Annotated in this window: 13 protein-coding genes; 1 reads left to right on the forward strand and 12 read right to left on the reverse strand. The window is 49.8% G+C overall.

Going from position 1 to position 24,838, the window contains the following annotated elements; translation table 11 throughout:
- Positions 1-198: 198 nt before the first annotated feature.
- Complete coding sequence (locus ACOJUN_RS13100; protein WP_422132383.1) at positions 199-2,751, reverse strand: hypothetical protein; 2,553 nt, start codon at positions 2,749-2,751, stop codon at positions 199-201.
- A gap of 1,110 nt (positions 2,752-3,861) precedes the next feature.
- On the opposite strand from ACOJUN_RS13100, the gene ltrA reads away from it, so the two are divergent.
- Entirely contained in the window at positions 3,862-5,169 is a 1,308-nt protein-coding gene (gene ltrA, locus ACOJUN_RS13105; protein WP_422132384.1) for a group II intron reverse transcriptase/maturase, read from the forward strand.
- Positions 5,170-5,392: 223 nt separating this feature from the next.
- Here ltrA and ACOJUN_RS13110 read toward each other — a convergent pair whose 3' ends face one another.
- From ACOJUN_RS13110 to ACOJUN_RS13160, 11 genes are all read right to left on the reverse strand, one after another.
- Positions 5,393-5,635 (reverse strand): hypothetical protein, encoded by a 243-nt coding sequence (locus tag ACOJUN_RS13110; protein ID WP_422132385.1) that lies wholly within the window; start codon positions 5,633-5,635, stop codon positions 5,393-5,395.
- Between the two features lie 162 nt (positions 5,636-5,797).
- Positions 5,798-7,897 carry a hypothetical protein gene (locus ACOJUN_RS13115; protein WP_422132386.1) on the reverse strand — a complete coding sequence of 700 codons (2,100 nt, stop codon included), beginning with the start codon at positions 7,895-7,897 and terminating at the stop codon, positions 5,798-5,800.
- A gap of 118 nt (positions 7,898-8,015) precedes the next feature.
- The gene (locus ACOJUN_RS13120; protein ID WP_422132387.1) at positions 8,016-9,998 is read right to left on the reverse strand and encodes a hypothetical protein; all 1,983 of its coding nucleotides are present in this window, start codon (positions 9,996-9,998) and stop codon (positions 8,016-8,018) included.
- A gap of 117 nt (positions 9,999-10,115) precedes the next feature.
- Positions 10,116-11,987: a hypothetical protein gene (locus ACOJUN_RS13125; protein ID WP_422132388.1), complete on the reverse strand. Its 1,872-nt coding sequence runs from the start codon at positions 11,985-11,987 to the stop codon at positions 10,116-10,118.
- 156 nt (positions 11,988-12,143) lie between these two features.
- Positions 12,144-14,807: a hypothetical protein gene (locus ACOJUN_RS13130; protein WP_422132389.1), complete on the reverse strand. Its 2,664-nt coding sequence runs from the start codon at positions 14,805-14,807 to the stop codon at positions 12,144-12,146.
- A gap of 119 nt (positions 14,808-14,926) precedes the next feature.
- Positions 14,927-17,437, reverse strand: coding sequence for a hypothetical protein (locus tag ACOJUN_RS13135; RefSeq protein WP_422132390.1), 2,511 nt, complete (start codon positions 17,435-17,437; stop codon positions 14,927-14,929).
- The gene (locus tag ACOJUN_RS13140; RefSeq protein WP_422132391.1) at positions 17,397-19,616 is read right to left on the reverse strand and encodes a hypothetical protein; all 2,220 of its coding nucleotides are present in this window, start codon (positions 19,614-19,616) and stop codon (positions 17,397-17,399) included. Before ACOJUN_RS13140 ends, ACOJUN_RS13135 begins: the two co-directional genes overlap by 41 nt.
- A gap of 117 nt (positions 19,617-19,733) precedes the next feature.
- On the reverse strand, positions 19,734-20,039 hold the full coding sequence (locus ACOJUN_RS13145) for a hypothetical protein (protein ID WP_422132392.1): 306 nt from the start codon (positions 20,037-20,039) through the stop codon (positions 19,734-19,736).
- Positions 20,040-20,120: 81 nt separating this feature from the next.
- A complete protein-coding gene (locus ACOJUN_RS13150) occupies positions 20,121-22,196 on the reverse strand; it encodes a hypothetical protein (protein ID WP_422132393.1) in 2,076 nt (691 codons plus the stop codon).
- Positions 22,197-22,376: 180 nt separating this feature from the next.
- Positions 22,377-22,577 (reverse strand): hypothetical protein, encoded by a 201-nt coding sequence (locus ACOJUN_RS13155; RefSeq protein WP_422132394.1) that lies wholly within the window; start codon positions 22,575-22,577, stop codon positions 22,377-22,379.
- A gap of 81 nt (positions 22,578-22,658) precedes the next feature.
- On the reverse strand, positions 22,659-24,824 hold the full coding sequence (locus tag ACOJUN_RS13160) for a hypothetical protein (protein ID WP_422132395.1): 2,166 nt from the start codon (positions 24,822-24,824) through the stop codon (positions 22,659-22,661).
- Between the last annotated feature and the right edge of the window lie 14 nt (positions 24,825-24,838).

Raw genomic sequence — 24,838 nt, forward strand, 5'->3', positions numbered from 1 at the left:
CTGGTTTGGATAACCTGTGCTTTGTTGAAGCTCAACTATAAAACGACTTGTCAACGGTTTGGCCTGACAGACGACAGACAATGAAAGCAATAGCAGGGTCAGATAGAGAGAGTGTTTAATGATTCTATCCTTACTTTCTCGTATACAGATAGGAAAGTAGGTCAAAAGAATGACAGGGTAGGGATAAGATGGAGATATTTACTTGTCCCCATCATCAGGCTTGCGTTTTCGATGTACTCTTTTGTGATAAGACAGGGCCATAGCATTCTTACAGACCTTTCCACATGGACTCGGCTGACCATCCTCCCCGTGTACTGCTATTTTGCAGGTTTGTTCTCCGGAATGTTCTTTCATTCGGTGATTCGACAGGCCTTTAGAATTTTTTAATGTCTTTCCGCATGGTCGCGGCTGGCCATCCTCTCCGACCACTGTCGAGTAACAGATTTTTTGCGTGCCGTGGAATCTGCTTTTGTGCACCGAAAGGTTTTGAATATTATTGAAGGTCCTTCCGCATAGCCGCTGCTGGCCATCCTTGCCAACTATATTTGCGTCACATATCGCCTGCCCACTGTGGGCTGTTCTTTTGTGATTTACAAGGTCTATAGCACTTTTGCAAACCCTCCCGCATGACTGGCGCTGACTCTGTTCGTCAACGACTTCATAGAAACAAACTTTTGGTTTGGTGTGGTCGCTTCTATGGTGATTTCGCAGGGCTTGAGCGTTCTTGCAGACCTTTCCACATGGCCGTTTCTGACCATCTTCTGCGAACACTATTGCACTGCAGGTTTGTTGCCCTGTGTGGTCTCTGTATTTGTGATACCGAAGGGCTTGAGTATTCTTACAGACAAATCCACATGACCGCTGCTGGCCATCCTTTGTGAACACGCCAACCTTACATATTTGTTGCCCGCTATGGTCTTTTTTATTGTGGTATTTCAGGGCTAGAAGATTCTTGCAAACCATTTCGCAGGGCCGCAGCTGGCCATCCTGCCCGATAACGGTTTCGTCACAGATTTGTTGATTGCTGTGAACGTTTCTCTTGTGACTCTTCAGGGCTTTACTATTTTTGAAGAATTTTTCGCATGGTCGCTGCTGGCCGTCTTCGTCGGACACTGTAAAGTCACAGTTGTGCTCAGTGCTATGGAATCTGGTTTTGTGATTTGCAAAAGCTTTGGCATTTTTGCAGGGAAACGCACATGGCTGCGGTTGGCCATCCTCACTGATCAGAGTCAGATTACAGATTTTTTCACCGCTGTGCTCTTTTCTTTTGTGATCTGACAGGGCTCTCAAACATTTGAAGACCAACCCGCATGGCCGCAGCTGGCTGTCGTCCCCGATCACCATGACCTGACAGGCTTTTTGCCCTGAGTGGTTTTTGCTTTTGTGATCTGACATAGACTTGGCATTCTTACAAATGGCCCCACATGTCCGCAGCAGACCATCCACACCGATCACGGTGACATAACAGGTTTGTTGCAGGGTGTGCTCTCTTCTTTTGTGATCCGAGAGGTCTTCAGCATGCTTGCAGAGCCTCCCGCATGGCCGCCGACGGCCATCCTCCCCAACCAGGGTCACGTCACAGGCTTTTTGCCCGGAGTGGTATTTGCTTTTGTGAACTGACAGTGCCTTTTTCCTCTTGGAGATGACTCCACATGTCACCGGCTGGCCATCCTTCCCGGTTATGGTTACGTCACAGATTAGTTGCCTGTCGGCGGGGGGGATATTGGTCGTCACGATAGTTACTGAGTCTGAGGTAAGTTCGTCTGTAAAGTTGTAGCTATTGGCAGGGCTGCTATCAGCGCCATGCATCTGTGACTGATTTGTATCTGGCTTAACCAGTTGACCATAGTCGTTTTGAGGTTCAATGGCAGGGGAATCATTCGCTGTTATGAATAGTGAACTTTGTAGGGGATTTATAGTATCTAAAGGAGCCAATTGACTGATGCAAATAAAGCAGTATCCATCAGCCAAATGGGGGCATGCACTTTGTCCGGGTGCTACTCTTGCGTATCTTGTCGGGCTTTCGTCGGGGTTGGGCCACCATTCAGCAGGCCCGAGGTTATCAGATGATGATCGAAATTCACAAACGCCATGACAGGGAGAGAGAAAACAATTCAAACTCAGAGTATGATGGAGTTGTTGAGGGTCTCCGTTGCCGTCAAAAGAGCCAGAATGCAGGAGTTCAGTTAAATTGCCTGTAGGTTGGGTGGAGGTTTGTGGGGCTCGCTGACCAGATGATTCTGACGGCTGGTATTGTGGAGGGTTATGTCCAGAGCCAAACATAATAGTGATGTTTGCCAACGGGTAGTCGCCCTGTGTCAAAATAACTGCCGCCTGTTGTTCGAACGGGTTAAACAGCTGTGAATAGGGGCTCCAATAGTTTTTTAAAAGCCAGCCGACAACGACAGCTAATTCTAGAGGTAGCCATGAATATAGTTTGGAGCTCAAAGGGGTGGTGGTCAGGATCAGTTTGTAAGCAACTGTTAGATGAGAAACGTAAAGGTACTGCCATGAAATTAACTCAATGATGGTCGTTTTTACCTCGTAACCACCTGCTACTTGTCGTTTGTCATCAGGCGGCGAATCGGGTCCTGTATAGCCGTTTGTATCAGAAATATATAACGGGTTGTCCGGCAATGTTTGCAGGTCACTTTTAATGGAAAAACTCCAGTTTGGCGAAATTGCATCCTGTTCAAACTCAGCAATATAGCTTCCTGACCATGGTTCGGCCTGACAGACAAAAGAGGACAATATTAGCAGTATTAGCAGTATTAGCAGTGCTGCAAAGAGTGAGAGTTTAATAATTCTATCCTTGCATTCCAATATACAGAGAGGAAAGATAGATCAAGAATATAAGTATGTTTTTCTGTCGAAGACACTTTGTTAAAAAACACAGTTAAAAACCAGAGGCCGCACCGGACGATATCTTATCGAATGAGCGTAAAACCCCGTACTTTGAGAGGGTGTCGCAAAAGGTCAATTAAAACGCTTCAAGCTTCAAACCGTCATCTCCGCGAAGGCGGAGATCCACTGTTCGTGGTGGGTTCCCGCCTGCGCGGGAACGACGATCTTGATATATCCTGCTGACCATACCCTTTTGCGACACCCTCTTGAGGACGGGGATGTAAGCTCGGCTTGCAAAGCAAGCCCCTTGTGCTACTTCGCTATCCGTCAGGTGTTTTTTGCGATTACGCTACCTGACAGGAGAAGTAAAATACCTTCCGCTTTCTGCCCGTGTTTGTTAACGGGGTCGCCTAGGAGCCTGACCGAGAATAGCGCCCGTAGCGAGGACGGCAGAAAATTGAGGATGAAAATTCGGTTTTGTGAGGATTGCGCCTTGCAAGCGCGTAAAATCTTGTGACCTGAAATGGTCATCGCGGTAAAGCTGTGGTCGGCAGCCGTGTACCGAGTCTTGCGTGGTAGAAGGTAACGACTACTGCGAAGCGTAGACAGGGTGATAACAGGCCGTAACGTCTGCTAAGGGATAATTAGCCCCGAAATTGAACGTGGTTGAAGTAGCTGACCTTCTTTCTCAATGGGGAAAGCGGAAGTCGGGAGCTCCGCTAATGACAAGGCATCCCGACTGCTTCCGGGGTTCGTACCCACGGCATGTTATCGAATGATTTTACGTGAACAAGGGAGATCCTGAACGTTCAGGCGGAGCCTGTAGGGTCCGACGAGCCTGTAAAGCAAGAACGACTTGATGACGTTCAGGAAGTCAGACCAGCTGATAGTACTCCGAGGCGGGGAGAGCCCGTCACATGGGGAAGCGGCTGGCGGTATTTGAGCCTTTCCAGGGAAACATGGGCTCCACATCTGAGGGAGTTACGGTCTTTTACGCAGTGAGAAGGTAAACCAGCCATGGCAACGGGACTGGAGAGGGTAGCAGCGAAAGCCCGGAGTTATCCGAAACTTCGCTTTACAAGTCTGGCACATCATATTACCCCGGCGAGCCTGTGTATGAATCTGAACAAGATTCCACACAACACATCGCCCGGAGTCGATGGGCTGACTGTCGAAGAGACAAAGAAAGACTTTAAGCGGTGGTTGGAACAGACACTGACGTCTATCCATCGGCAAGGCTACAAGGCACCGCCGGTCAAAAGGGCATGGATACCCAAGCCGGGAAAAAAGGAAAAGCGCCCTCTGGGTGTTCCCTGCATCAATGACCGGGCTTTGCAGCGAAGTGTTGCTGATGTGCTGAATGCTATTTATGAGCAGGACTTTTTGCCCTGTTCCATGGGTGGCAGGCCACGACTGGGAGCGCACCATGCCCTGTCCACTTTTAACGAGGTGGTTTCAGGCCGAAAGGTCAGCTGGGTGCTGGAAGCGGACTTGAAGAACTTCTTTGGGAGTCTTGACCATGGATGGCTGCTTCGTTTTGTGGAACACCGGGTCGGTGATCCCAGAATCCTGAACCTTATACGGCGCTGGTTGAAAGCCGGGGTGATGGAGGCCGGGGAGTTGCAAGAGTGTGAAGAAGGTACGCCTCAGGGTGGGCCGATCAGCGTAGTTCTGAGCAACCTGTACCTGCATTATGTACTTGACCTCTGGTTCGAGTGCATGGTCAAGCCTCGGCTAAAAGGCGAGGCATGGCTGATCAGGTACATTGATGACTTTGTGGTGTGTTTTCAGTATCGCAGTGATGCGGAGCGGTTCATGAATGTGCTGCCACAGCGACTGGAGAAGTTTGCGTTGAAACTGGAGCGGGATAAAACCCGGTTAGTCAGGTTCGGACGTTTTGCCAGTCGTGGGGGAAGACGACCGGAAACGGTTTACTTCCTTGGCTTTACGCACTACTGCACAAGGAATCTGAAAGGAAACTTCATGGTGGGAAGGAGAACGGAAAAATCCCGCCTAAGACGCAGCATAGCCAAACTGAAGGAACTGCTGAGACGAATACGCCATGAACCGCTGCACGAACAAGTGACAGCGATCAATCGACGGTTGAGAGGGCATTATGCGTATTACGGTCTGGGAGGAAACTTCCGAAGTATGGAGAAGCTTTACCGGTTTGTTGACCGCTACTGGTACAAGATGCTGTGTAGCCGATGCCGGAAAGGCAAGATTCCATGGGAAAAGTACCATAACCTCAAGCAGCTTCTGCCGCTACAGAAACCGAGGATAATGCTGCCTTTTATGGCAATGAAATCCATGGCTGTGCTGTGAGTCAAATATCGAAGAGCCCGGTGCGGGAAATCCGCACGCCGGGATCTGAGGGGGTTGGAGCTACAATTGGTAGCTCCTTCTACCCGGTGAATAGCGAGCTATTTGACGAACAAAAGCGGATTTTCAGACCAATTTGCTGCCGCCGCAGTAGGGCAGACTATTCTCGGTCAGGCTCCTAGACAATCCGAAAGGTAGAGCAGATTGTCGAATAAGGTGTATGCCGCTACTGGGTAAGGTATACACTGCGGTCGGGCATGACCGTCTGGTGGTAGGAATCCCCGTCCTTTAGAGGGTGTCGCAAAACTCTCTCCGGCGTGGGAACGCGTTGACTCCCGTCATTGTCGGCTTCATTCTCGTCATTGCCGGCTTCATTCTCGTCATTGCCGGCTTCATTCTCGTCATTCCCGGCTTCATTCTCGTCATTCCCGGCTTCATTCTCGTCATTCCCGCGAAGGCGGGAATCCACACTGACTCTCCACCAGAACCATACTGCCCGGTGTCCCCCTGGCCTTGTCATCCCCGAGAAGGCAGAGATCCACGGATTCCCGCCTTCGCGGGAATGACGACTTCAGAGCGTGAGAACGAGCTGTTGAAGTTTTGCGACACCCTCTTTAGGGCGGGGAGGATGTCAATACCTGTTGGTTTTAGTTCTTGGAGCACTGAGGTCATCATCCTGGTTCACATCATCATGCTTGCGTTTTCGATGTCTTTTTTTGTGACTCGAGAGAGCATCAGCGTTTTTGCAGACCCTCCCGCATAGCTTTGGCTGGCTATCCTCTGAGATCAGGGCCACGTTGCAGGTTTGCTGCCCGGTGTGGTCTCTTCTTTTGTGATATGACAGGGCCAGGGCATTATTACAGGTCGTCCCACATGGCTGCAGCTGGCCATCCTCCGTGACCAGAATCGCGTTGCAGGTCTGTTGCCCGGTGTGGTCTCTTCTTTTGTGATATGACAGGGCCAGGGCATTATTACAGGTCGTCCCACATGGCCGCTTCAGACCATCCTCCGTGACCAGATTCACGTTGCAGGTTTGTTGCCGGGTGTGGTTTTTGATTTTGTGATAATACAGGGCTTGGGCATTTTTACAGGTCGTCCCGCATGGCTGTGGCTGGCCATCCTCCCCGACAAGGGTCAGTTCACAGGTTTGTTGCCCGCTGTGCTCTTTTCTTTTGTGATATGACAGGCTATAGGCATTTTTACAGATTTTCCCGCATGGCCTCTGCTGGCCATCCTCTCCGACCATAATTAGCTTACAGGTTTGTTGACCGCGATGCTCTCTGACTTTGTGATAAGACAAGGCTTGAGTATTATTGCAGACCAATCCGCATAGCCGCAGCTGGCTATCTTCACCGGCAACAGTCAGGTCACAGGATTTTTGCCCGCTGTGGATGTTTCTTTTGTGTTCCGACAGAGCTATTACGTTCTTGCAGACCTTCCCGCAAGGTCGCTGCCGACCATCCTTCCTGACCACTGATGTGTCACAGATTTGTTGCCCGGAGTGATCTTTTCGTTTGTGCTTCGTCAGGGCGTTAGCATTGTTGCAGACTTTTCCGCATGATCGCTCTTTACCATCCTCCCCGACCACAGTCACGGCACAGGTTCTGTGCCCGCTGTGGTATCTGCTTTTGTGAAGCGACAGGGCATGAGAAGTCTTGCAGACCTTTCCGCATCGTCGCTGTTGAGCATTCTCACCGGACAGGGTCAGGTCACAGATTAGTTTCTCGCTTTGTTCAGTGGCCTGCCCGGTGACTGTCCGGGAAAGACCAGGTGGCCTTTGACCCCATTGAGGTGTTTCTGTAGCGGTTTGTTGTGTTTCTGAAGTCACCATTAAGGGGGTAAAGTGAGCAGGTGTAGAGGAAATTTCGTTTTCATTGTCAGTTCCGTGCTGACCCAGAATGAGAAGCCCCTGGATTATAATCCAGTCATTAGCGCTGGCAGGCAAATTCCCGGGTATTGTTGCTTTATTACCGGGTGGTCCGATAGGGTCAGCACAAGCAGTCCATGCACTCATTGAATAGGTATGATCCGATAATGATCGGAACTTGCAAACGCCATGACAGGGATGGACGAAACAATTTAAACCCAAAGTATGTGACTGTTGTTGAGAGTTTCCGTTACCGTCGGCAGAGCCAGAATACAGGGGACTGTTGAAAGCGCTTGCAGGTTGGCTGCTGGCTTGTGGGGCCTGTTTGCCAGTTGATTGTGATAGCTGGCCTTGTTGTTGCTGTTGTTCAGAGCCAGGCACCATGGTGGTGATCACAAACCTGTGATCTTCCAATGTCAATATAAACGACATATGTATACCAAATGGTTTAAACAGCAATGAATCGGGGTTCCAATAACTTTGTAAAAACCAGCCGACAGCGACAGCCATTTCTATCAGTAGCCATGAATAAGCAGTGGGGCTCAGTGCTGTACCTCTGGTGGCCCGGGTCAGTTCGTAGGTAACCAGCAGATCAGTGGCGTAAAGCCATTGCCAGAAAATGGACTCGATAAGGGGTGTTTTTACCCTGTTACTGTTAGGTCTTTGTCGTTTGTCATAAGGTGGAAAATCTGATCCTGAATAGCTTTTGGTGATGACTGACGGTTTGCCCGACAATATAAGCGGGTCTGAGTTTATAAAAAAACTCTGGTTTGGAGAGCCAGGATCCTGTTGAAGCTCGAGGACAAAACCCCTTGTTAACGGTTCGGCCTGACCGATGACAGATAACAACAGTAGCAGCAACATTGGTGCTGCAAAGAGTGAATGTTTAATAATTCTATCCCTGCGTTCTGGTATTCAGAGAGGAAGGATAGATCAAGAAAATCAAGGTGTTTCCTTACCAAATACCTCCTGTTAAGGATCTTTACCTGTTGGCTTTGCCTTTTGGAGCAATGATTTCAACATCCTGGTTTCCACCAACAGGTTTGCGTTTTCTATGTGTTCTTTTGTGATTTGAGAGAGCTTTAGCACTTATGCAGACCTTCCCGCATTGCTGCGGCTGGCCATCCTCTGGAACCAGGATCACGTTGCAGGTTAGTTTTCCGGTGTGGTCTCTTCTTTTGTGATCCGAAAGTGCTCCAATACCCTTGCAGAGCGTCGCGCATGGTCGTGACTGACCATCCTCCCCGACTATTTTTACCTGACAGGTCCTTTGCCTGGTATGGAATCTGCTTTTATGTATTAATAGGGCTTGAGTACTACTACAGACCTTTCCACATGGCTGCGGCTGGTGATGCTCGCCGATCACAGTCAGGTCACAGGTTTGTTGCCCGGTGTGGAGGCTTCTTTTGTGATACAAAAGTAATTGACCATTCTTGCAGACCTTTGCGCATGGCCGCTGCTGACCATCCTCCCCGATCACGGTCAGGTCACAGGTTTTTTGCTCGCTATGGTTGTTTATTTTGTGAGCCAACAGGGCTTGTACATTCTTGCAGACCTTCCCGCATGGCTGCTGTTGCCCGTTCTCCCTGACTACTTTTATGACACAGGTTCTTTGTCCGCTGTGGATGTGTCTTTTGTGTTTCGACAGAGCTATGGCGTTCTTGCAGACCTTCCCGCAAGGTCGCTGCCGACCATCCTTCCTGACCACTGTTGTGTCACAGATTTGTTGCCCGGAGTGCTCTTTTTGTTTGTGCCTCGTCAGGGCAGCAGCATTGTTGCAGAATGTTCCGCATGATCGTTCCTTACCATCTTCCCCGACCACAGTCACGTCACAGGTTCTATGCCCAGTGTGGTATCCGTTTTTGTGAAGTGACAGGGCATGAGCATTCCTGTAGAACTTTCCACATGATCGCTGCTGACCATTCTCAACGCACAGGGTCAGGTCACAGATTAGTTTCTCGCTTTGTTCAGTGGCCTGCCCGGTGACTGTCCGGGAAAGACCAGGTGGCCTTTGACCCCATTGAGGTGTTTCTGTAGCGGTTTGTTGTGTTTCTGAAGTCACCATTAAGGGGGTAAAGTGAGCAGGTGTAGAGGAAATTTCGTTTTCATTGTCAGTTCCGTGCTGACCCAGAATGAGAAGCCCCTGGATTATAATCCAGTCATTAGCGCTGGCAGGCAAATTCCCGGGTATTGTTGCTTTATTACCGGGTGGTCCGATAGGGTCAGCACAAGCAGTCCATGCACTCATTGAATAGGTATGATCCGATAATGATCGGAACTTGCAAACACCATGACAGGGATGGACGAAACAATTTAAACCCAAAGTATGTGACTGTTGTTGAGAGTCTCCGTTACCGTCGGCAGAGCCAGAATACAGGGGACTGTTGAAAGCGCTTGCAGGTTGGCTGCTGGCTTGTGGGGCCTGTTTGCCAGTTGATTGTGATAGCTGGCCTTGTTGTTGCTGTTGTTCAGAGCCAGGCACCATGGTGGTGATCACAAACCTGTGATCTTCCAATGTCAATATAAACGACATATGTATACCAAATGGTTTAAACAGCAATGAATCGGGGTTCCAATAACTTTGTAAAAACCAGCCGACAGCGACAGCCATTTCTATCAGTAGCCATGAATAAGGAGTGGGGCTCAGTGCTGTACCTCTGGTGGCCCGGGTCAGTTCGTAGGTAACCAGCAGATCAGTGGCGTAAAGCCATTGCCAGAAAATGGACTCGATAAGGGGTGTTTTTACCCTGTTACTGTCAGGTCTTTGTCGTTTGTCATAAGGTGGAAAATCTGATCCTGAATAGCTTTTGGTGATGACTGACGGTTTGCCCGACAATGTAAGCGGGTCTGAGTTTATAAAAAAACTCTGGTTTGGAGAGCCAGGATCCTGTTGAAGCTCGACGACAAAACCCCTTGTTAACGATTCGGCCTGAGCGATGACAGATAACAACAGTAGCAGCAACATTGATGCCGCAAAGAGTGAGTGTTTAATAATTCTATCCTTGTGTTCTGGTTTACAGAAAGCAAGGATAGATCAGGAAAATAAAGATATTTTTTTGTAAAAAAATTCTTGTAGTGATCATTACCTTTTGGTTTTACCTCCTGGAGCACTGAGGTCATCATCCTGGTTCACATCATCAGGCTTGCGTTTTCGATGTATTCTTTCAGGATTCGAGAGAGCTTTAGCACTTATGCAGACCTTCCCGCATGGCTGTGACTGGCCATCTTCCCCAACCACGGTCGAGTCGCAGCTCTTTCGCCCGCTGTGGAATCTGCTTTTGTGAGTTGACAGGGCCTGGGAACTCTTAAAGATTTTTCCGCATTGCTGCGGCGGGCCATCCTGTCCTACCACTGTTAAGTCGCAGGTTTTTGGCCCGCTGTGGGTGTTTCTTTTGTGATCCAGAAGGGTGCGAGCATTCTGGCAGACCTTCCCGCATAGTCGCTGCTGGCCATCCATTTTGACCACTCTTGAGTCACAGCTTTGTCGCCCGGTATGGTCTCTTTTTTTGTGATCCGTGAGGGCTTGAAGATTGTTGCAGACCTTTCCGCATGACCGCTGCTGGCCATCCTCCCTGACTATTGTCAACTGACAGGTTCTTTGCCCGGTATGGTATCTGCTTTTGTGTATCGACAGGGTAGGAACATTCTTGTAGATCTTCCCGCATGGTCCCTGCTTGCCATCCTTTTTGACCACTGTTACGTCACAGATTTGTCGCTCGCTGTGGTCTCTTTTTTTGTGCTCCCACAGTGCTTGAGCATTGATGCAGATCTTTCCGCATTGTCGCTTTCCACCATCCTCTCCAACCACGGCCGTGTAACAGCTTCTTTTCCCGCTATGGTATCTGCTTTTGTGAACCTTCAGGGCCGAAGTACTTTTGCAGATTTTACCACATGGTCGCTGCTGACCATTATCCCCCGACAGGGTCTCGTAACAGGTTCGATTCCCGCTGTGGTCAGTGACTTGTCTGGTGCCTGTCCGGGAAAGACGAGGCGGGCTTTGGCCCCATTGGGGTGATCCTGTTGTTTGTCGGGTTGCTGAAATCGCCATTGGGAATGTGATATGGACAGGTGTAAAGGAAATTTCGGTTTCTTCGTGAGGTTTGTATTTACTCAGACTGAGTAACCCCTCGACTATAATCAGATCTTCAGTGCTGGCAGGCAAATTCCCGGGCGTTGGAACTTCATCTCTCAGTGACACTACAGGGTCAGCACATGCAGTCCCTGTAGTCATTGAATGTGTAGGATCGGACGAAGTTCGTAGCCTGCAAACGCCATGACAGGGATGGACGAAACAATCTAAACCCAGAGTATGTGAGTGTTGTTTAGAGTCTCCATTACCATCGCCGGGGCAGGAATAGAGGGCGTGGCTCATAGCGCTTGCAGTTTGGCGGGTTGGCTGTTTGGTCTGTTGGTCAGCTAATTGTGATAGCTGGCCTTGTTGTTGCCCTTGTCCAGAGCCTGGCTCCACAGTGGTGATCGCAAATATGTGCCCCCCCTGTGTCAATATAGATGACGGCTGTAGTTCAATTGGTTTAAACAGAGGTGAATCGGGGTTCCAAACAGTTTTTAACATCCAGTCGACAGCGAGAACCGTTTCTATCAGTAACCATGAATAAGCGGTGGGGGCCAGCGGTGTGCATCTGGTGGTCAGGGTCAGTTCGTAAGCAACCAGCAGGTTAGTGGCATAAAGCCGTTGCCAGGAAATCGACTCAATGATTGTTGTTTTTACTCTGTAACTGTTATTTTTGTGTCGTATACTATCCGTTGATAAATCTGGTCTTGCATAGCTGCTTGTTTCAGCAAAGTCTGACGGGTTATCCGACCATGTACTTTTGTCTGGTTCTATAAAAAAGCTCTGGCTTGGAAGGCCTTTAATCTGTTGAAATTCGACAGTAAAACATTTTTTCAACGATTCGGCCTGGCCGATGACAGGCAGCAACGCTAACAGCAACATCGATGCCGCAAATGAGTGTTTAATAATACTATCACTGCGTTCTGGTTTACAGAGAAGAAGAATAGATCAAGAAAATAAGGACGTATTCTGTCAAAGTCTCTCTGTTAAAGATCATTACTGATTCGTTTTAGCTTCTGGATGAGTGAGGTTATTGTCCTACTTATCAACAGGCTTGCGTTTTCGATGTACTCTTTTGTGACTTGAGAGATCTTGAGCATTTTTGCAGGCCATCCCGCATAGCTCTGACTGGCCATCCTCTGTGATCAGGATTTCGTTGCAGGTTTGTTGTCCGCTGTGCTCTTTTCTTTTGTGATACGACAGAGCTCCAGAGTTCCTGCATATCATCCCGCATGGCTGCGGCTGGCCATCCTTCGCAATCACGGTCGAGTCACAGGCTCTTTGCCCGCTGTGGAATTTGCTTTTGTGAGTTGACAGGGCTTGAGCACTCTTGCAGACCTTAGCGCACAAACGCGGTTGGTGATCCTCGCCAACCATGGTCACGTCACAGGTTTTTTGCCTGGTGTGTTGGCATCTTTTGTGATCCCACAGTGCTCTGCGGTTGTTGCAGACCTTCCCGCATGGTCGCGGCTGGCCGCCTTTCCCAACGACGGTAAAGTCACAGGTTTTTTGCCCACTGTGCGATTTGCTTTTGTGAATTGACAGGGCTTGAGCATTCTTGCAGACCTCTCCACATGGCCGCGATTGATGATCCTCATCAACCAGGGGAAAGTCACAGGTTTGTTGTCCGCTGTGGTATCTGCTTATGTGAACGGAGAAGTCAAAGGCACTCTTGAGGACTCTACCGCACGGCTGCTGCCGACCATCCTTTTCGACCACAGTTAGTTCACATACCTTTTGCCCGGTGTGGAGTCTTCTTTTGTGATTCGAAAAATCTTTAGCATTCTTGCAGACTGTCCTGCATGGTAGTAGCTGGCCATCTTCACCAATCACTGTCGTATAACAGGTTCTTTGCCCACTGTGGAGTCTGCTTTTGTGACTTGACAGGGCTTGAGGACTTTTGAAGACCTTTCCGCACAGCCGCAGTTGTTGATCTTCGTCTACCACGGTCAATTGACAGATTTGTTGCTCGGCGTGGAAGTTTCTTTTGTGATCCGACAGAGTTTCGTAATTCTTGCAGACCATCCCGCATGGCCTCGGCTGGCCATCCTTACCTACCACAGCTGAGTCACAGGTTTTTTTCCCGCTGTGCGATCTCTTTTTGTGACTTGCCAGGGCTTGAGCATTCTTGCAGACCTTTCCGCATGGCTGCGGTCTTTGATCCTCGCCAAAGAAGGTAAAGTCACAGGTTTTTTGTCCGGTGTGGTATCCGCTTTTGTGAACGGAGAGGGCACAGGCACTTTTGCAGACTTTCCCGCATGGCTTCTGCTGACCATCCTTCCCGACCAAGGTCACGTCACAGGTTTGTTGCCCGCTATGCAATCTTCTTTTGTGATCCGAAAAAGCTTTAGCGTTTTTACAGATTGCCCTGCATGGCAGCAACTGGCCATTTTTTCCGATCACTGTAACGTCACAGATTTGTTGTTTGCCGTGGACTCTGTTTTTGTGAAGCGACACTGCATAAGCATTCTTGAAGACCTTCCCACATGGCCGTGGCCTGCCATCTTCCCCGACAATTTTCTCTATACAGGTTGTTTGCCCGTTGTGGAATTTGCTTTTGTGAATTGACAGGGCTTGAGCACTCTTGCAGATCTTTCCGCATGACAGCTGCTGGCCATTCCCCCTGGTCACGGTAACATCACAGGTTTGTTGCCCGGTGTGGAAGCTTCTTTTGTGAGACGACAGAGAATTAGCATTTTGGTAAGCCTTTCCACAGGGGCGCAGCTGGCCATCCTTCCTGAATACGATCACTTCACAGATGTTTTGCCTGGTATGGACTCTTCTTTGGTGATTCGACAGGGCTTTGGCACTCTTTAAGACTCTCTTGCATTGTCGAAGCAGACCATCTTTCCCGACCAGCATCACGTTGCAGGTTGATTGCCCGGCAGGGGCTGGTGTATCGGTTGCCCCTGCAGCTATTGAGTTCTGGGCGACCCCGTCTGAGGCGACCCCGTCTTCACAATTCAGAGACCGTTCAACTGGTTCCATGCTTTTGGGAGATGGTCGGAATTTACAGACGCCACAACAGGTTTGGACAAAACAATTTAAACCCAAAGTATGCTGCTGTTGTTGAGGGTCTTCGTTACCGTCAACCGAGCGAAAATACAGGACGCTGGTGGAGTAGCCTGTGGCCAGCGTGGCATGCTGGCCGGAAGATTCTGTTGTCTGGTCTCGTTGCTGACAAGGTTGTTGGTTATGGTCGGAGCCAAACATTATAACGATGTTGGTAAATGGTTGATCCCCTTGTCTCAGGATGGATGTCGCCTCTTGATGCTTCATCAGGTCAGACAGCAGTATGCCGGGGCTCCAATAGTCTTTTAAAATCCAACCGAAAGCTATAGCCGCTTCCACCGGTAGCCATGAACAAGATGTTGAACTCAGAGGAGAGACTCTGGTGATAAAGATGAGTTCGAAGGCAGCCAGAAGATTCGTGGCGTAAAGCCATCGCCAGGAAATCGACTCAATAATGGTTGTTTTTACTTCGTAATTGTTAGTTATCTGTCGTCTATTGTCGGGTGGTAAATCTGATCTTGCATAACCGTTTGTGTCGGCAAGGCCTGAAGGGTTATCTGACCATTTACTCTGGTATGGCTTTATTGAAAAGCTCTGGTTTGGAAGACCTGCACTCTTTTGAAACTCGACAATAAAATGCTTTGTCAACAGTTCGGCCTGACTGAAGACAGATAACAACGGTAGCAGCAACAGTGCTGCAGAGAGTGAGAGTTTAATAATTTTATCCTTGGCGATCGGGTTTACAGAAAGGAAGGATAGATCAAGAAAATAAGGGTGTTACTCCATCAAAAACCTTCAATTAAAGATCATTACCTGTTGGCTTTACCTTCTGAAGCACTGAGGTCAGCGTTCTGGCTCACATCAACAGGCTTGCGTTTTCGATGTGTTCCTTTGTGATTCGAGAGATCTTGAGCACTTTTGCAGACCTTCCCGCATCGCCGCTGCTGGCCGTTTACCCCAAGCATGGTCGTGTTACAGGTTTGTTGCCCGCTGTGGTATCTGCTTTTGTGAACGGAGAGAGCACTGGCATTCTTGCAAATTTTCCCACATGGCTGCTGCTGACCCTCCTTTCCGACCAGGATCTCGTCACAGGTTTTTGGCCCGGTGTGGTCCCTTCTTTTGTGATTCGACAGAGTTCCATAACTCCTGCAGACCATCCCGCATGGCCGCAGCTGGCCATCCTCCCCAATCACGCTAGAATTACAGGTTCTTTCTCCACTGTGGAATGAGCTTTTGTGAGTTGAAAGGGCTTTAGCATTCTTGTAGATATTTCCGCATGGCCGCAGTTGGCCATCCTCCCCAATCACTTTAGAGTTACAGGTTTTTTGCCCGGTGTGGTGTCTTCTTTTGTGATCCGAAAGAGCCCGAGAATCCCTGCAGACTAACCCACATGGTCGTGGCAGGTTATTCTCCCCAATCACGATCGAGTTGCAGGTTTTCTGGCCGCTGTGGAATTTGTATTTGTGATTTGACAGGGTTTGGGCACTCCGGAAGACCCTTCCGCATGGCCATGATTGCTGATCCTCGCTAACCACGGTCACGCTACAGATTTTTTGCCCTCCGTGGAATTTGTCTTTGTGATACGTCAGGCTAGCGCTCCTGCAGACAGTTCCGCATGGCTGCTGCTGGCCATTCACCCCGATCACAGTGACGTCACAGATTTGTCTCCCGGGGTGGAAGTTTCTTTTATGAGACCATAGAGAATGAGCATTTTTGCAGACTGTTCCGCATGGCCGCAGTTGGTTGTCCTCGCCAACCAGGGGAAAGTCACAGATTTTTTGCCCGCTATGGTATCCGCTTTTGTGAACGGACAGGGCAAGGGCATTCTTGCAGACTTTCCCGCATGGCCGCTGCTGACCATACTCCCCGACTGTGGTTAAATCACAGGTTTGTTGCCCGGTATGGTATCCGCTTTTGTGAACGGAGAGGGCAAGGGCATTTTTGTAGACTTTCCCACATGGTTGCGACTTACCATTTTCCCCGATAATGGCCAAGTCACAGGTTTTTTGCCCGCTGTGTAATTTACTTTTGTGAATCAACAGGGCTTTAGCATTCTTGAAGACTCTCCCGCATTGCTGAAGCTGGCCACCCTCCCCAACTACTACTTCTACATTGCAGGTTATCTGCCCGGCAGAGGCTCTTGTCTCGGTTGTTCCTGCACACATTGAGTTCGGGGCGACCCCGTCTAAGGCGACCCCGTCTAAGGCGACCCCGTCAAAGACGAACTCGTCTAGGGCGAACTCGTCTAGGGCGAACTCGTCCAGGGCGAACTCGTCTAGGGCGAACTCGTCCAGGGCGAACTCGTCTAGGGCGAACTCGTCCAGGGCGAACTCGTCTAGGGCGAACTCGTCTAGGGCGACCCCGTCTAAGGCGACCCCGTCTAAGGCGACCCCGTCTTCACAATTCAACAACCATTCAGCTGGCCCCGTGCTTTCGGAAGATGGTCGGAATATACAAACGCCATAACAGGGCTGGACGAGGCAATTTAAACCCAATGTGTGCTGCTGCTGTTGAGGATCTTCATTACCGTCCCCCGAGCGAGAATACAGGACGCTGGTAAAATAGCTTACGGCCATCGGGGTCTGCTGCCCGGTTGATTCTGATCGCTGGTCCTGTTGCTGACAAGGTTGTTGGTTATTTCCAGAGCCAAACATTATAGCGATGTTGCTAAATGGCTGATTCTCCTGTTTCAGGATGGATGTCGCCTCTTGTTGTTCCTCTTGATGTTCTATCGGGTTAAACATCAGTGAATTGAGATTCCAATAACTTTTTAAAAACCAACCGACAGTTACAGCCGCTTCTACCGGTAGCCATGAACAGGGTGTGGAGCCCAGAGGTGTGAGGTCTCTGGTAATTAGGGGCGGGTCGAAGGCAGCCAGCAGATTCGTGGCGTAAAGCCATTGCCAGGAAATCGACTCAATGATAGTTTTTTTTACTCCATAATTGGGGGTTATTTGTCGTGTGTTATCGGTGGCTAAATCTGGCCTTGCATAGCCGTTTTGGCAGGCAGGGCCAGACGGGATATACGACCATGTACGCTGTTCTGGGTTTATTGAAAAGCTCTGTTTTGGAAGGCCTGCACTCTGTTGAAGCTCGACAATAAAATGGCTTGTCAACGGTTCGGCCTGGCCGATGACGGGCAATAAAGCTGACAGCAACTGCAGTGCCGCATGGAGTGAGAGTTCAATAATTCTACCCTTGCGTTCTGGTTTACAGAAAGGAAGGATAGACCAGAAAAATAAGGGTGTTACTCTGTCAATAACCTTCAGTTGAAGAGCGTTATCTGTCGGCTCTACCTTTTGGACCACTGACATCATCATCCTGTTTCACATCAACAGGCTTGCGTTTTCGATGTGTTCTTTTGTGATTTGAGAGATCTTTATTATTTTTGCAGACCTTCCCGCATGGCTGCGGCTGGCCTTCCACCCCAATCACGGTCGTGTTACAGGTTTTTTGTCCGCTGTGGCAATTGCTTTTGTGATTTGACAGGGCTCGAGCACACTTGAAGACTTTTGCGCATGGTCGCGGTTGCTGATTCTCACCAATCACGGTCACGTCACATTTTTTTTGCCCTGTGTGGTATCCGCTTTTGTGAATGGAGAGGGCACTGGCATTCTTGCAGACTTTCCCGCATGGACGTGGCTGGCCATCCTCCCAGACCAGTGTCACGTCACAGATTTTTAGCTTGGTGTGGTTTCTTCTTTTGTGATCCGACAGAGCTCCATAATTCCTGCAGACCATCCCGCATGGCCGCGGCTGGCCATTATCCCCAACCACGGTTGAGTTACAGGTTCTTGGTCCACTGTGGAATGTGCTTTTGTGAGTAGACAGGGCTTTAGCATTCTTGCAGATATTTCCGCATGGCCTCATTTGGCCATCCTCCCCAATCACGTTAGAGCTACAGATTTTTTGCCCGGTGTGGTCTCTTCTTTTGTGATCCGAAAGAGTTTGAGAATCCTTGCAGACTACCCCGCATCGCTGCGGCAGGTCATTCTCGCCAATCAGGGTCGAGTTACAGGCTTTTTGGCCGCTGTGGAATTTGCGTTTGTGATTTGACAGGCTTTGAGCACTCTCGCAGACCCTTCCGCACGGCCATGATTGGTAATCCTCGCCAACCACGGTCACGTCACAGGTTTGTTGCCCTCTGTGGTATCTGCTTTTGTGAGCCGACAGGGCAGGAGGATTTTTGCAGACCTTCCTGCATTGTCGAAACTTGCCACCTTCCCCAACGACTATCATGTCACAGATTTGTTGCTTGCCGTGGAATCTGTATTTGTGGGACAACAGGGTGTGGGCATTCTTGCAGACCGTCCCGCATGGTTGCGGCTTGCCGTCTTCCGCGATCATTGTCACGTCGCAGGTTTTTTGCTCGCTATGGAATATTTTTTTGTGATACGACAGTTCTTGATTATTCCTGCAGGCTCTTCCACATGGCTGCTGCTGGCCATTCTCCCCGATCACTTTGACGTCACAGATTTGTTTCCCGGTGTGGAAGTTTCTTTTGTGAGACAACAGAGAGTTAACATTTTTGCAGACCTTTCCACATAGCTGCAGCTGGCCATCCTCCCTGAACACGGTCACGTCACAGGTTTTTTGCCTGGAATGGACTGTTCTTTTGTGATTCGACAAGGTTTGAGCACTCTTGAAGACTTTCTCGCATTGCCGAAGCTGGCCATCCTTTCCGACCACTATCATGTTGCATGCCTGCCAGGCAGGGGCCGATGTATTGGTTGCCCCTGAACCCATTGACTCCGTGTTGGCTCGATCCAAGGCGACCCCGTCTAAGGCGACCCCGTCTAAGGCGACCCCGTCTTCACAATTCAACGACCATTCAGCTGGCCCCGTGCTTTCGGAAGAGGGTTGGAATTTACAGACACCGTAACAGGGTTGGACGAAGCAATTTAAACCCAGAGTATGTTGCTGTTGTTGAGGGTCTTCGTTACCGTCACCCGAGCGAGAAGACAGGACGCTGGTAAAATAACTTATGGCCACCGAGGTCTGCTGGCCGGTTGATTCTGAGGGTTGGTCCTGTTGCACACAGGGTTGTTGATTATTTCCAGAGCCAAAGGTTATAGCGAGGTTGCTAAATGGCTGATCCCCCCGTCTCAGGATGGATGTCGCCTCTTGATGTTTCTCTTGACGTCCCAGAGGGTTAAACAGCAGTAAATCGATACTCCAATAACTTTTTAAAAACCAACCGACAGCTATAGCCGCTTCTACCGGTAGCCATGAACAAGGTATGGAGCTCAGAGGCTTGGTGTCCCTGGTAGTAAAGGTCAGTTCGAAGGCAACCAGCAGACTCGTGGCATAGAGGCATTGCCAGGAAATCAACTCTATGATGGTTTTTTTTACTCCGTGATTGTTGGATATTTGTCGTTTTTTATCGGGCGGTAAATCTTGTCTTGCATGGCCATGTTTGTTGGCAGGGCCTGCACTCTCTTGAAGTTCGACAATAAAATGCTTTGTCAACGGTTCGCCGTGGCCGATGACGGGCAACAACGGTAGCAGCAACAGCAGTGCCGCAGAGAGTGAGAACTTAATAATTCTATCCTTGCGTTCTGTTTTACAGAAAGGAAGGATAGACCAGGAGAATAAGGATGTTACTTTATCGTTACTTTATCGAATGAGCGTAAAACCCCGTACTTTTAGAGGGTGTCGCAAAACTTCAACAGCTCGTTCTCGCGCTCTGAAGTCGTCATTCCCGCGAAGGCGGGAATCCAGCGCCAACGGTGGATCTCTGCCTTCTCGGGGATGACAAGGCCAGGGGGACACCGGGCAGTATGGTTCTGGTGGAGAGTCAGTGTGGATTCCCGCCTTCGCGGGAATGACGAGAATGAAGCCGGGAATGACGAGAATGAAGTCGGGAATGACGAGAATGAAGCCGGGAATGACGAGAATGAAGTCGGCAATGACGGGAGTCAACGCGTTCCCACGCCGGAGAGAGTTTTGCGATACCCTCTTTAGGGTGGGGAGGATGTCAAGAAAACCTACAGTCGAAGACCATTACCTGTCGGCTTCGCCTTTTGGATTACTGAGATCATCATCCTGTTTCACATCAACAGGCTTGCGTTTTCGATGTGTTCCTTTGTGACTCAAGAGATCTTTAGCACTTTTGCAGACCTTCCCGCATGGCTGCGGCTGGCCGTCCAACCCAACTACGATCGTGTTACAGGTTTGTTGCCCGTTGTGGTATCTGCTTCTGTGAACGGAGAGAGCACTGGCATTCTTGCAGACTTTCCCGCATGGCTGCGGCAGGCCATCTTCCCCGACCACGGACACGTCACAGTTTTGTTGCCCTCTGTGGTATTTGCTTTTGTGAACCGACAGTGCCAGAGCATTTTTGCAGACCTTCTTGCATTGTCGCTGCTTGCCATCTTCCCCTACTGTTATCGCGTCACAGATTTTTTGCTCGCCGTGGACTCTGTATCTGTGGTACAACAGGGTATAAGTATTTTTGCAGATCCTCCCGCAGGGTTGCGGCTGGCCATCTTCCCCGATAATGGCCTCGTCACAGGTTTTTTGCTCGCCGTGGAATTTGTTTTTGTGTTCCGACAGGTTTTGAGCACTCCTGCAGACTGTTCCGCATGGCTGCTGCTGACCATTCCCCCCGATCACATTGACGGCACAGATTTGTTTCCCGGTGTGGAAGTTTCTTTTGTGAGACGACAGAGAATGAGTATTTTTGCAGACCTTTCCACATGGCTGCAGCTGGCCATTCTCCCCAACCACGGTTGAGTCACAGGTTTTTTGCCTGCTGTGGAATATGCTTTTGTGTCGTGACAGGGCTGCAGCATTCTTGCAGACTTTCCCACATGGTCGCGACTGGCCATTATCCCCAACCACGGTTGAGTCACAGGTTTTTTGCCCGCTGTGGAGTGTGCTTTTGTGTTGTGACAGGGTTGCAGCATTCTTGCAGACTTTCCCACATGGTCGCGGCTGGCCATTATCCCCAACCACGGTTGAGTCACAGGTTTTTTGCTCGCTGTGGAATGTGCTTTTGTGATGTTTCAGGGCTGCAGCATTCTTGCAGACTTTCCCGCACGGCTGATGACCATCCTCCCCGACCACGGTCACGTCACAGGTTTGTTGCCTGGTGTGGTAGAGTCTTTTGTGAGACGACAGAGAATCAGCATTTTTGTAGACTCTTCCGCATGGCTGCGGCTGGCCATCTTCCCTGAACACGGGCGCGTCACAGATTTTTTGCCTGGAATGGACTCTTTTTTTGTGATTACGCAGGGCTTGAGCAGTTTTGAAGATTCTCTTGCATTGCAGCAGCTGCCCGACCTCCCCAACCACTACCACGTTGCAGGTTGCCTGCCCGGTAGAGGCTCCCCTATCGGTTGTCTTTGTAGCCATTGAGTTCGGGGCGACCCCGTCTGAGGCGACCCCGTCTTCACAGTTCAGCGACCATTCAGCTGGCTCCGTGCTTTCGGAAGATGGTTGGAATTTACAGACACCATAACAGGGTTGGACGAAGCAATTTAAATCCAGAGTATGTTGCTGTTGTTGAGGGTCTTCGTTACCGTCACTCGAGCGAGAAGACAGGACGCTGGTGAAATAACTTATGGCCAGCGAGGTCTGCTGGCCGGTTGATTCTGAGGGTTGGTCCTGTTGCACACAGGGTTGTTGATTATTTCCAGAGCCAAAGGTTATAGCGAGGTTGCTAAATGGCTGATCCCCCCGTCTCAGGATGGATGTCGCCTCTTGATGTTTCTCTTGACGTCCCAGAGGGTTAAACAGCAGTAAATCGATACTCCAATAACTTTTTAAAAACCAACCGACAGCTATAGCCGCTTCTACCGGTAGCCATGAACAAGGTATGGAGCTCAGAGGCTTGGCGTCCCTGGTAGTAAAGGTCAGTTCGAAGGCAACCAGCAGACTCGTGGCATAGAGGCATTGCCAGGAAATCAACTCTATGATGGTTTTTTTTACTCCGTGATTGTTGGATATTTGTCGTTTTTTATCGGGCGGTAAATCTTGTCTTGCATGGCCATGTTTGTTGGCAGGGCCTGCACTCTCTTGAAGTTCGACAATAAAATGCTTTGTCAACGGTTCGCCGTGGCCGATGACGGGCAACAACGGTAGCAGCAACAGCAGTGCCGCAGAGAGTGAGAACTTAATAATTCTATCCTTGCGTTCTGTTTTACAGAAAGGAAGGATAGACCAGGAGAATAAGGATGTTACTTTATCGTTACTTTATCGAATGAGCGTAAAACCCCGTACTTTTAGAGGGTGTCGCAAAACTTCAACCGCTCGTTCTCACGCTCTGAAGTCGTCATTCCCGCGAAGGCGGGAATCCAGCGCCAACGGTGGATCTCTGCCTTCTCGGGGATGACAAGGCCAGGGGGACACCGGGCAGTAGGGTTCTGGTGGAGAGTCAGTGTGGATTCCCGCCTTCGCGGGAATGACGAGAATGAAGCCGGGAATGACGAGAATGAAGCCGGCAATGACGGGAGTCAACGCGTTCCCACGCCGGAGAGAGTTTTGCGATACCCTCTTTAGGGTGGGGAGGATGTCAAGAAAACCTACAGTCGAAGACCATTACCTGTCGGCTTCGCCTTTTGGATTACTGAGATCATCATCCTGTTTCACATCAACAGGCTTGCGTTTTCGATGTGTTCCTTTGTGACTCAGGAGATCTTCAGCACTTTTGCAGACCTTCCCGCATGGTCGCGGCTGGCCGTCCACCCCAATCACGGTCGTGCTACAGGTTTGTTGTCCGCTGTGGTATCTGCTTTTATGATTTGACAGGGCTCGAGCACACTTGAAGACCTTTGCGCATGGTCGTGGTTGCTGATTCTCACCAAACACGGTCACGTCACAGTTTTTTTGCCCTGTGTGGTATCCGCTTTTGTGAACGGAGAGGGCACAGGCATTCTTGCTGACTTTCCCGCATGGCCTCGACTGGCCATCCTCCAAGACCACGATTACGTCACAGATTTTTAGCTTGGTGTGGTGTCTTCTTTTGTGATCCGACAGGGCACGAGCATTCTTGTAGACCTTCCCGCATGGCTGCTGCTGACCATCCTCCCCAACCAGGGTCAAATGACAGGTTTGTTGTCCGGTATGATAGTTGCTTTTGTGAGCCGACAGGGCAGCAGCATTTTTGCAGACCTTCTTGCATTGTTGCTGCTTGCCACCTTCCCCGACGACTGTCGCGTCACAGATTTGTTGCTTGCCGTGGACTCTGTATTTGTGGAACAACAGGTTATAAGTATTCTTGCAGATCCTCCCGCAGGGTTGCGACTGGCCATCTTCCCCGATAATGGCCACGTTACAGGTTTTTTGCCCACCGTGGACTTTGATTTTGTGTTCCGACAGGTTTTGAGCACTCTTGCAGACTGTTCCGCATGGCTGCTGCTGGCCATTCCCCCCGATCACATTGACCTCACAGATTTGTTTCCCGGTGTGGGAGTTTCTTTTGTGAGACGACAGAGAATGAGCATTTTTGTAGACCTTTCCACATGGCCGCAGCTGGCCATTCTCCCCAACCACGGTTGAGTCACAGGTTTTTTGCTGACTGTGGAAGCGTCTTTTGTGAGATGACAGAGAATCAGCATTTTTGTAGAGCTTTCCACATGGCCGTAGCTGGCCATTCGCCCCAACCACAGTTGAATCACAGGTTTTTTGCCCGCTGTGGAATTTGCTTCTGTGATTTGACAGGGCTAGAGCATTCTTGCAGACTTTCCCGCATGGCCGCAGCGGGCCATTCTCCCCAATCACGGTCGAGTCACAGGTTTTTTGCCCGCTGTGGAATTTGCTTTTGTGATGTGACAGGGCTACAGCATTCTTGCAGACTTGCCCGCATTGCTGCTGACCATCTTCCCCGATCACGGAGACGTCACAGGTTTTTTGCCCGGTGTGGAAGCGTCTTTTGTGAGACGACAGAGAATCAGCATTTTTGTAGACTTTTCCGCATTGCAGCAGCTGCCCAACCTCCCCAACCACTACCAGGTTACAGGTTGCCTGCCCGGCAGAGGCCCCTCTATCGGTTGCCCTTATAGCCATTGAGTCCGGGGCGACCCCGTCTTCACAATTCAGCGACCATTCAGCTGGTCCCGTGCTTTCGGAAGATGGTTGGAATTTACAGACACCATAACAGGGCTGGACGAAGCAATTTAAACCCAGAGTATGCTGCTGCTGTTGTTGAGGACCTTCTTCACCGTCCCCCGTGCGAGAATACTGGACGCTGGTGGAATAGCCTTTGGCTGCCGGAGCTTGCCGATCGGGTGATGCTGATGGCTGGTCCTGTTGCTGACAGGGTTGTTGATTATTTCCAGAGCCAAACGTTATAGCGATGTTGCTAAATAGCTGATCTCCCTGTCTCAGGATGGGTGTCGCCTCTTGCTGTTCCACCAAGTTAAACAACAATGAATTGATACTCCAATAACTTTTTAAAAACCAACCGACAGTCAGAGCCGCTTCTACCGGTAGCCATGAACAAGGTGTGGAGCTCAGAGTCGTGGCGTCTCTGGTGGTGAGGGTCAGTTCGAAGGCAACCAGCAGATTCGTGGCATAAAGCCATTGCCGGGAAATCGACTCAATGATAGCTTTTTTTACTCTATAATTGGTGAATATTTGTCGTTTGTTATCGAGCGGTAAGTCTTGTCTTGCATGGCCATTTTTGTTGGCATGACCTGCACTCTCTTGAAGCTCGACAATAAAATGCTTTGTCAACGGTTCGCCGAGGCCGATGACGGGCAACAACGTTAGCAGCAACA

Source organism: Endozoicomonas sp. ALD040, assembly GCF_049275945.1.
Classification (GTDB): domain Bacteria; phylum Pseudomonadota; class Gammaproteobacteria; order Pseudomonadales; family Endozoicomonadaceae; genus Endozoicomonas_A.

Excerpts from the sequence above, each read along its gene's own strand:
- ACOJUN_RS13120 (WP_422132387.1), bottom strand. The coding sequence starts at position 9,998 with ATGTTGCTGCTACTGTTGTTATCTGTCATCGCTCAGGCCGAATCGTTA.
- ACOJUN_RS13115 (WP_422132386.1), bottom strand. The coding sequence starts at position 7,897 with ATGTTGCTGCTACTGTTGTTATCTGTCATCGGTCAGGCCGAACCGTTA.
- ACOJUN_RS13125 (WP_422132388.1), bottom strand. The coding sequence starts at position 11,987 with ATGTTGCTGTTAGCGTTGCTGCCTGTCATCGGCCAGGCCGAATCGTTG.
- ltrA (WP_422132384.1), top strand. The coding sequence starts at position 3,862 with ATGGCAACGGGACTGGAGAGGGTAGCAGCGAAAGCCCGGAGTTATCCG.
- ACOJUN_RS13135 (WP_422132390.1), bottom strand. The coding sequence starts at position 17,437 with ATGATGATGTCAGTGGTCCAAAAGGTAGAGCCGACAGATAACGCTCTT.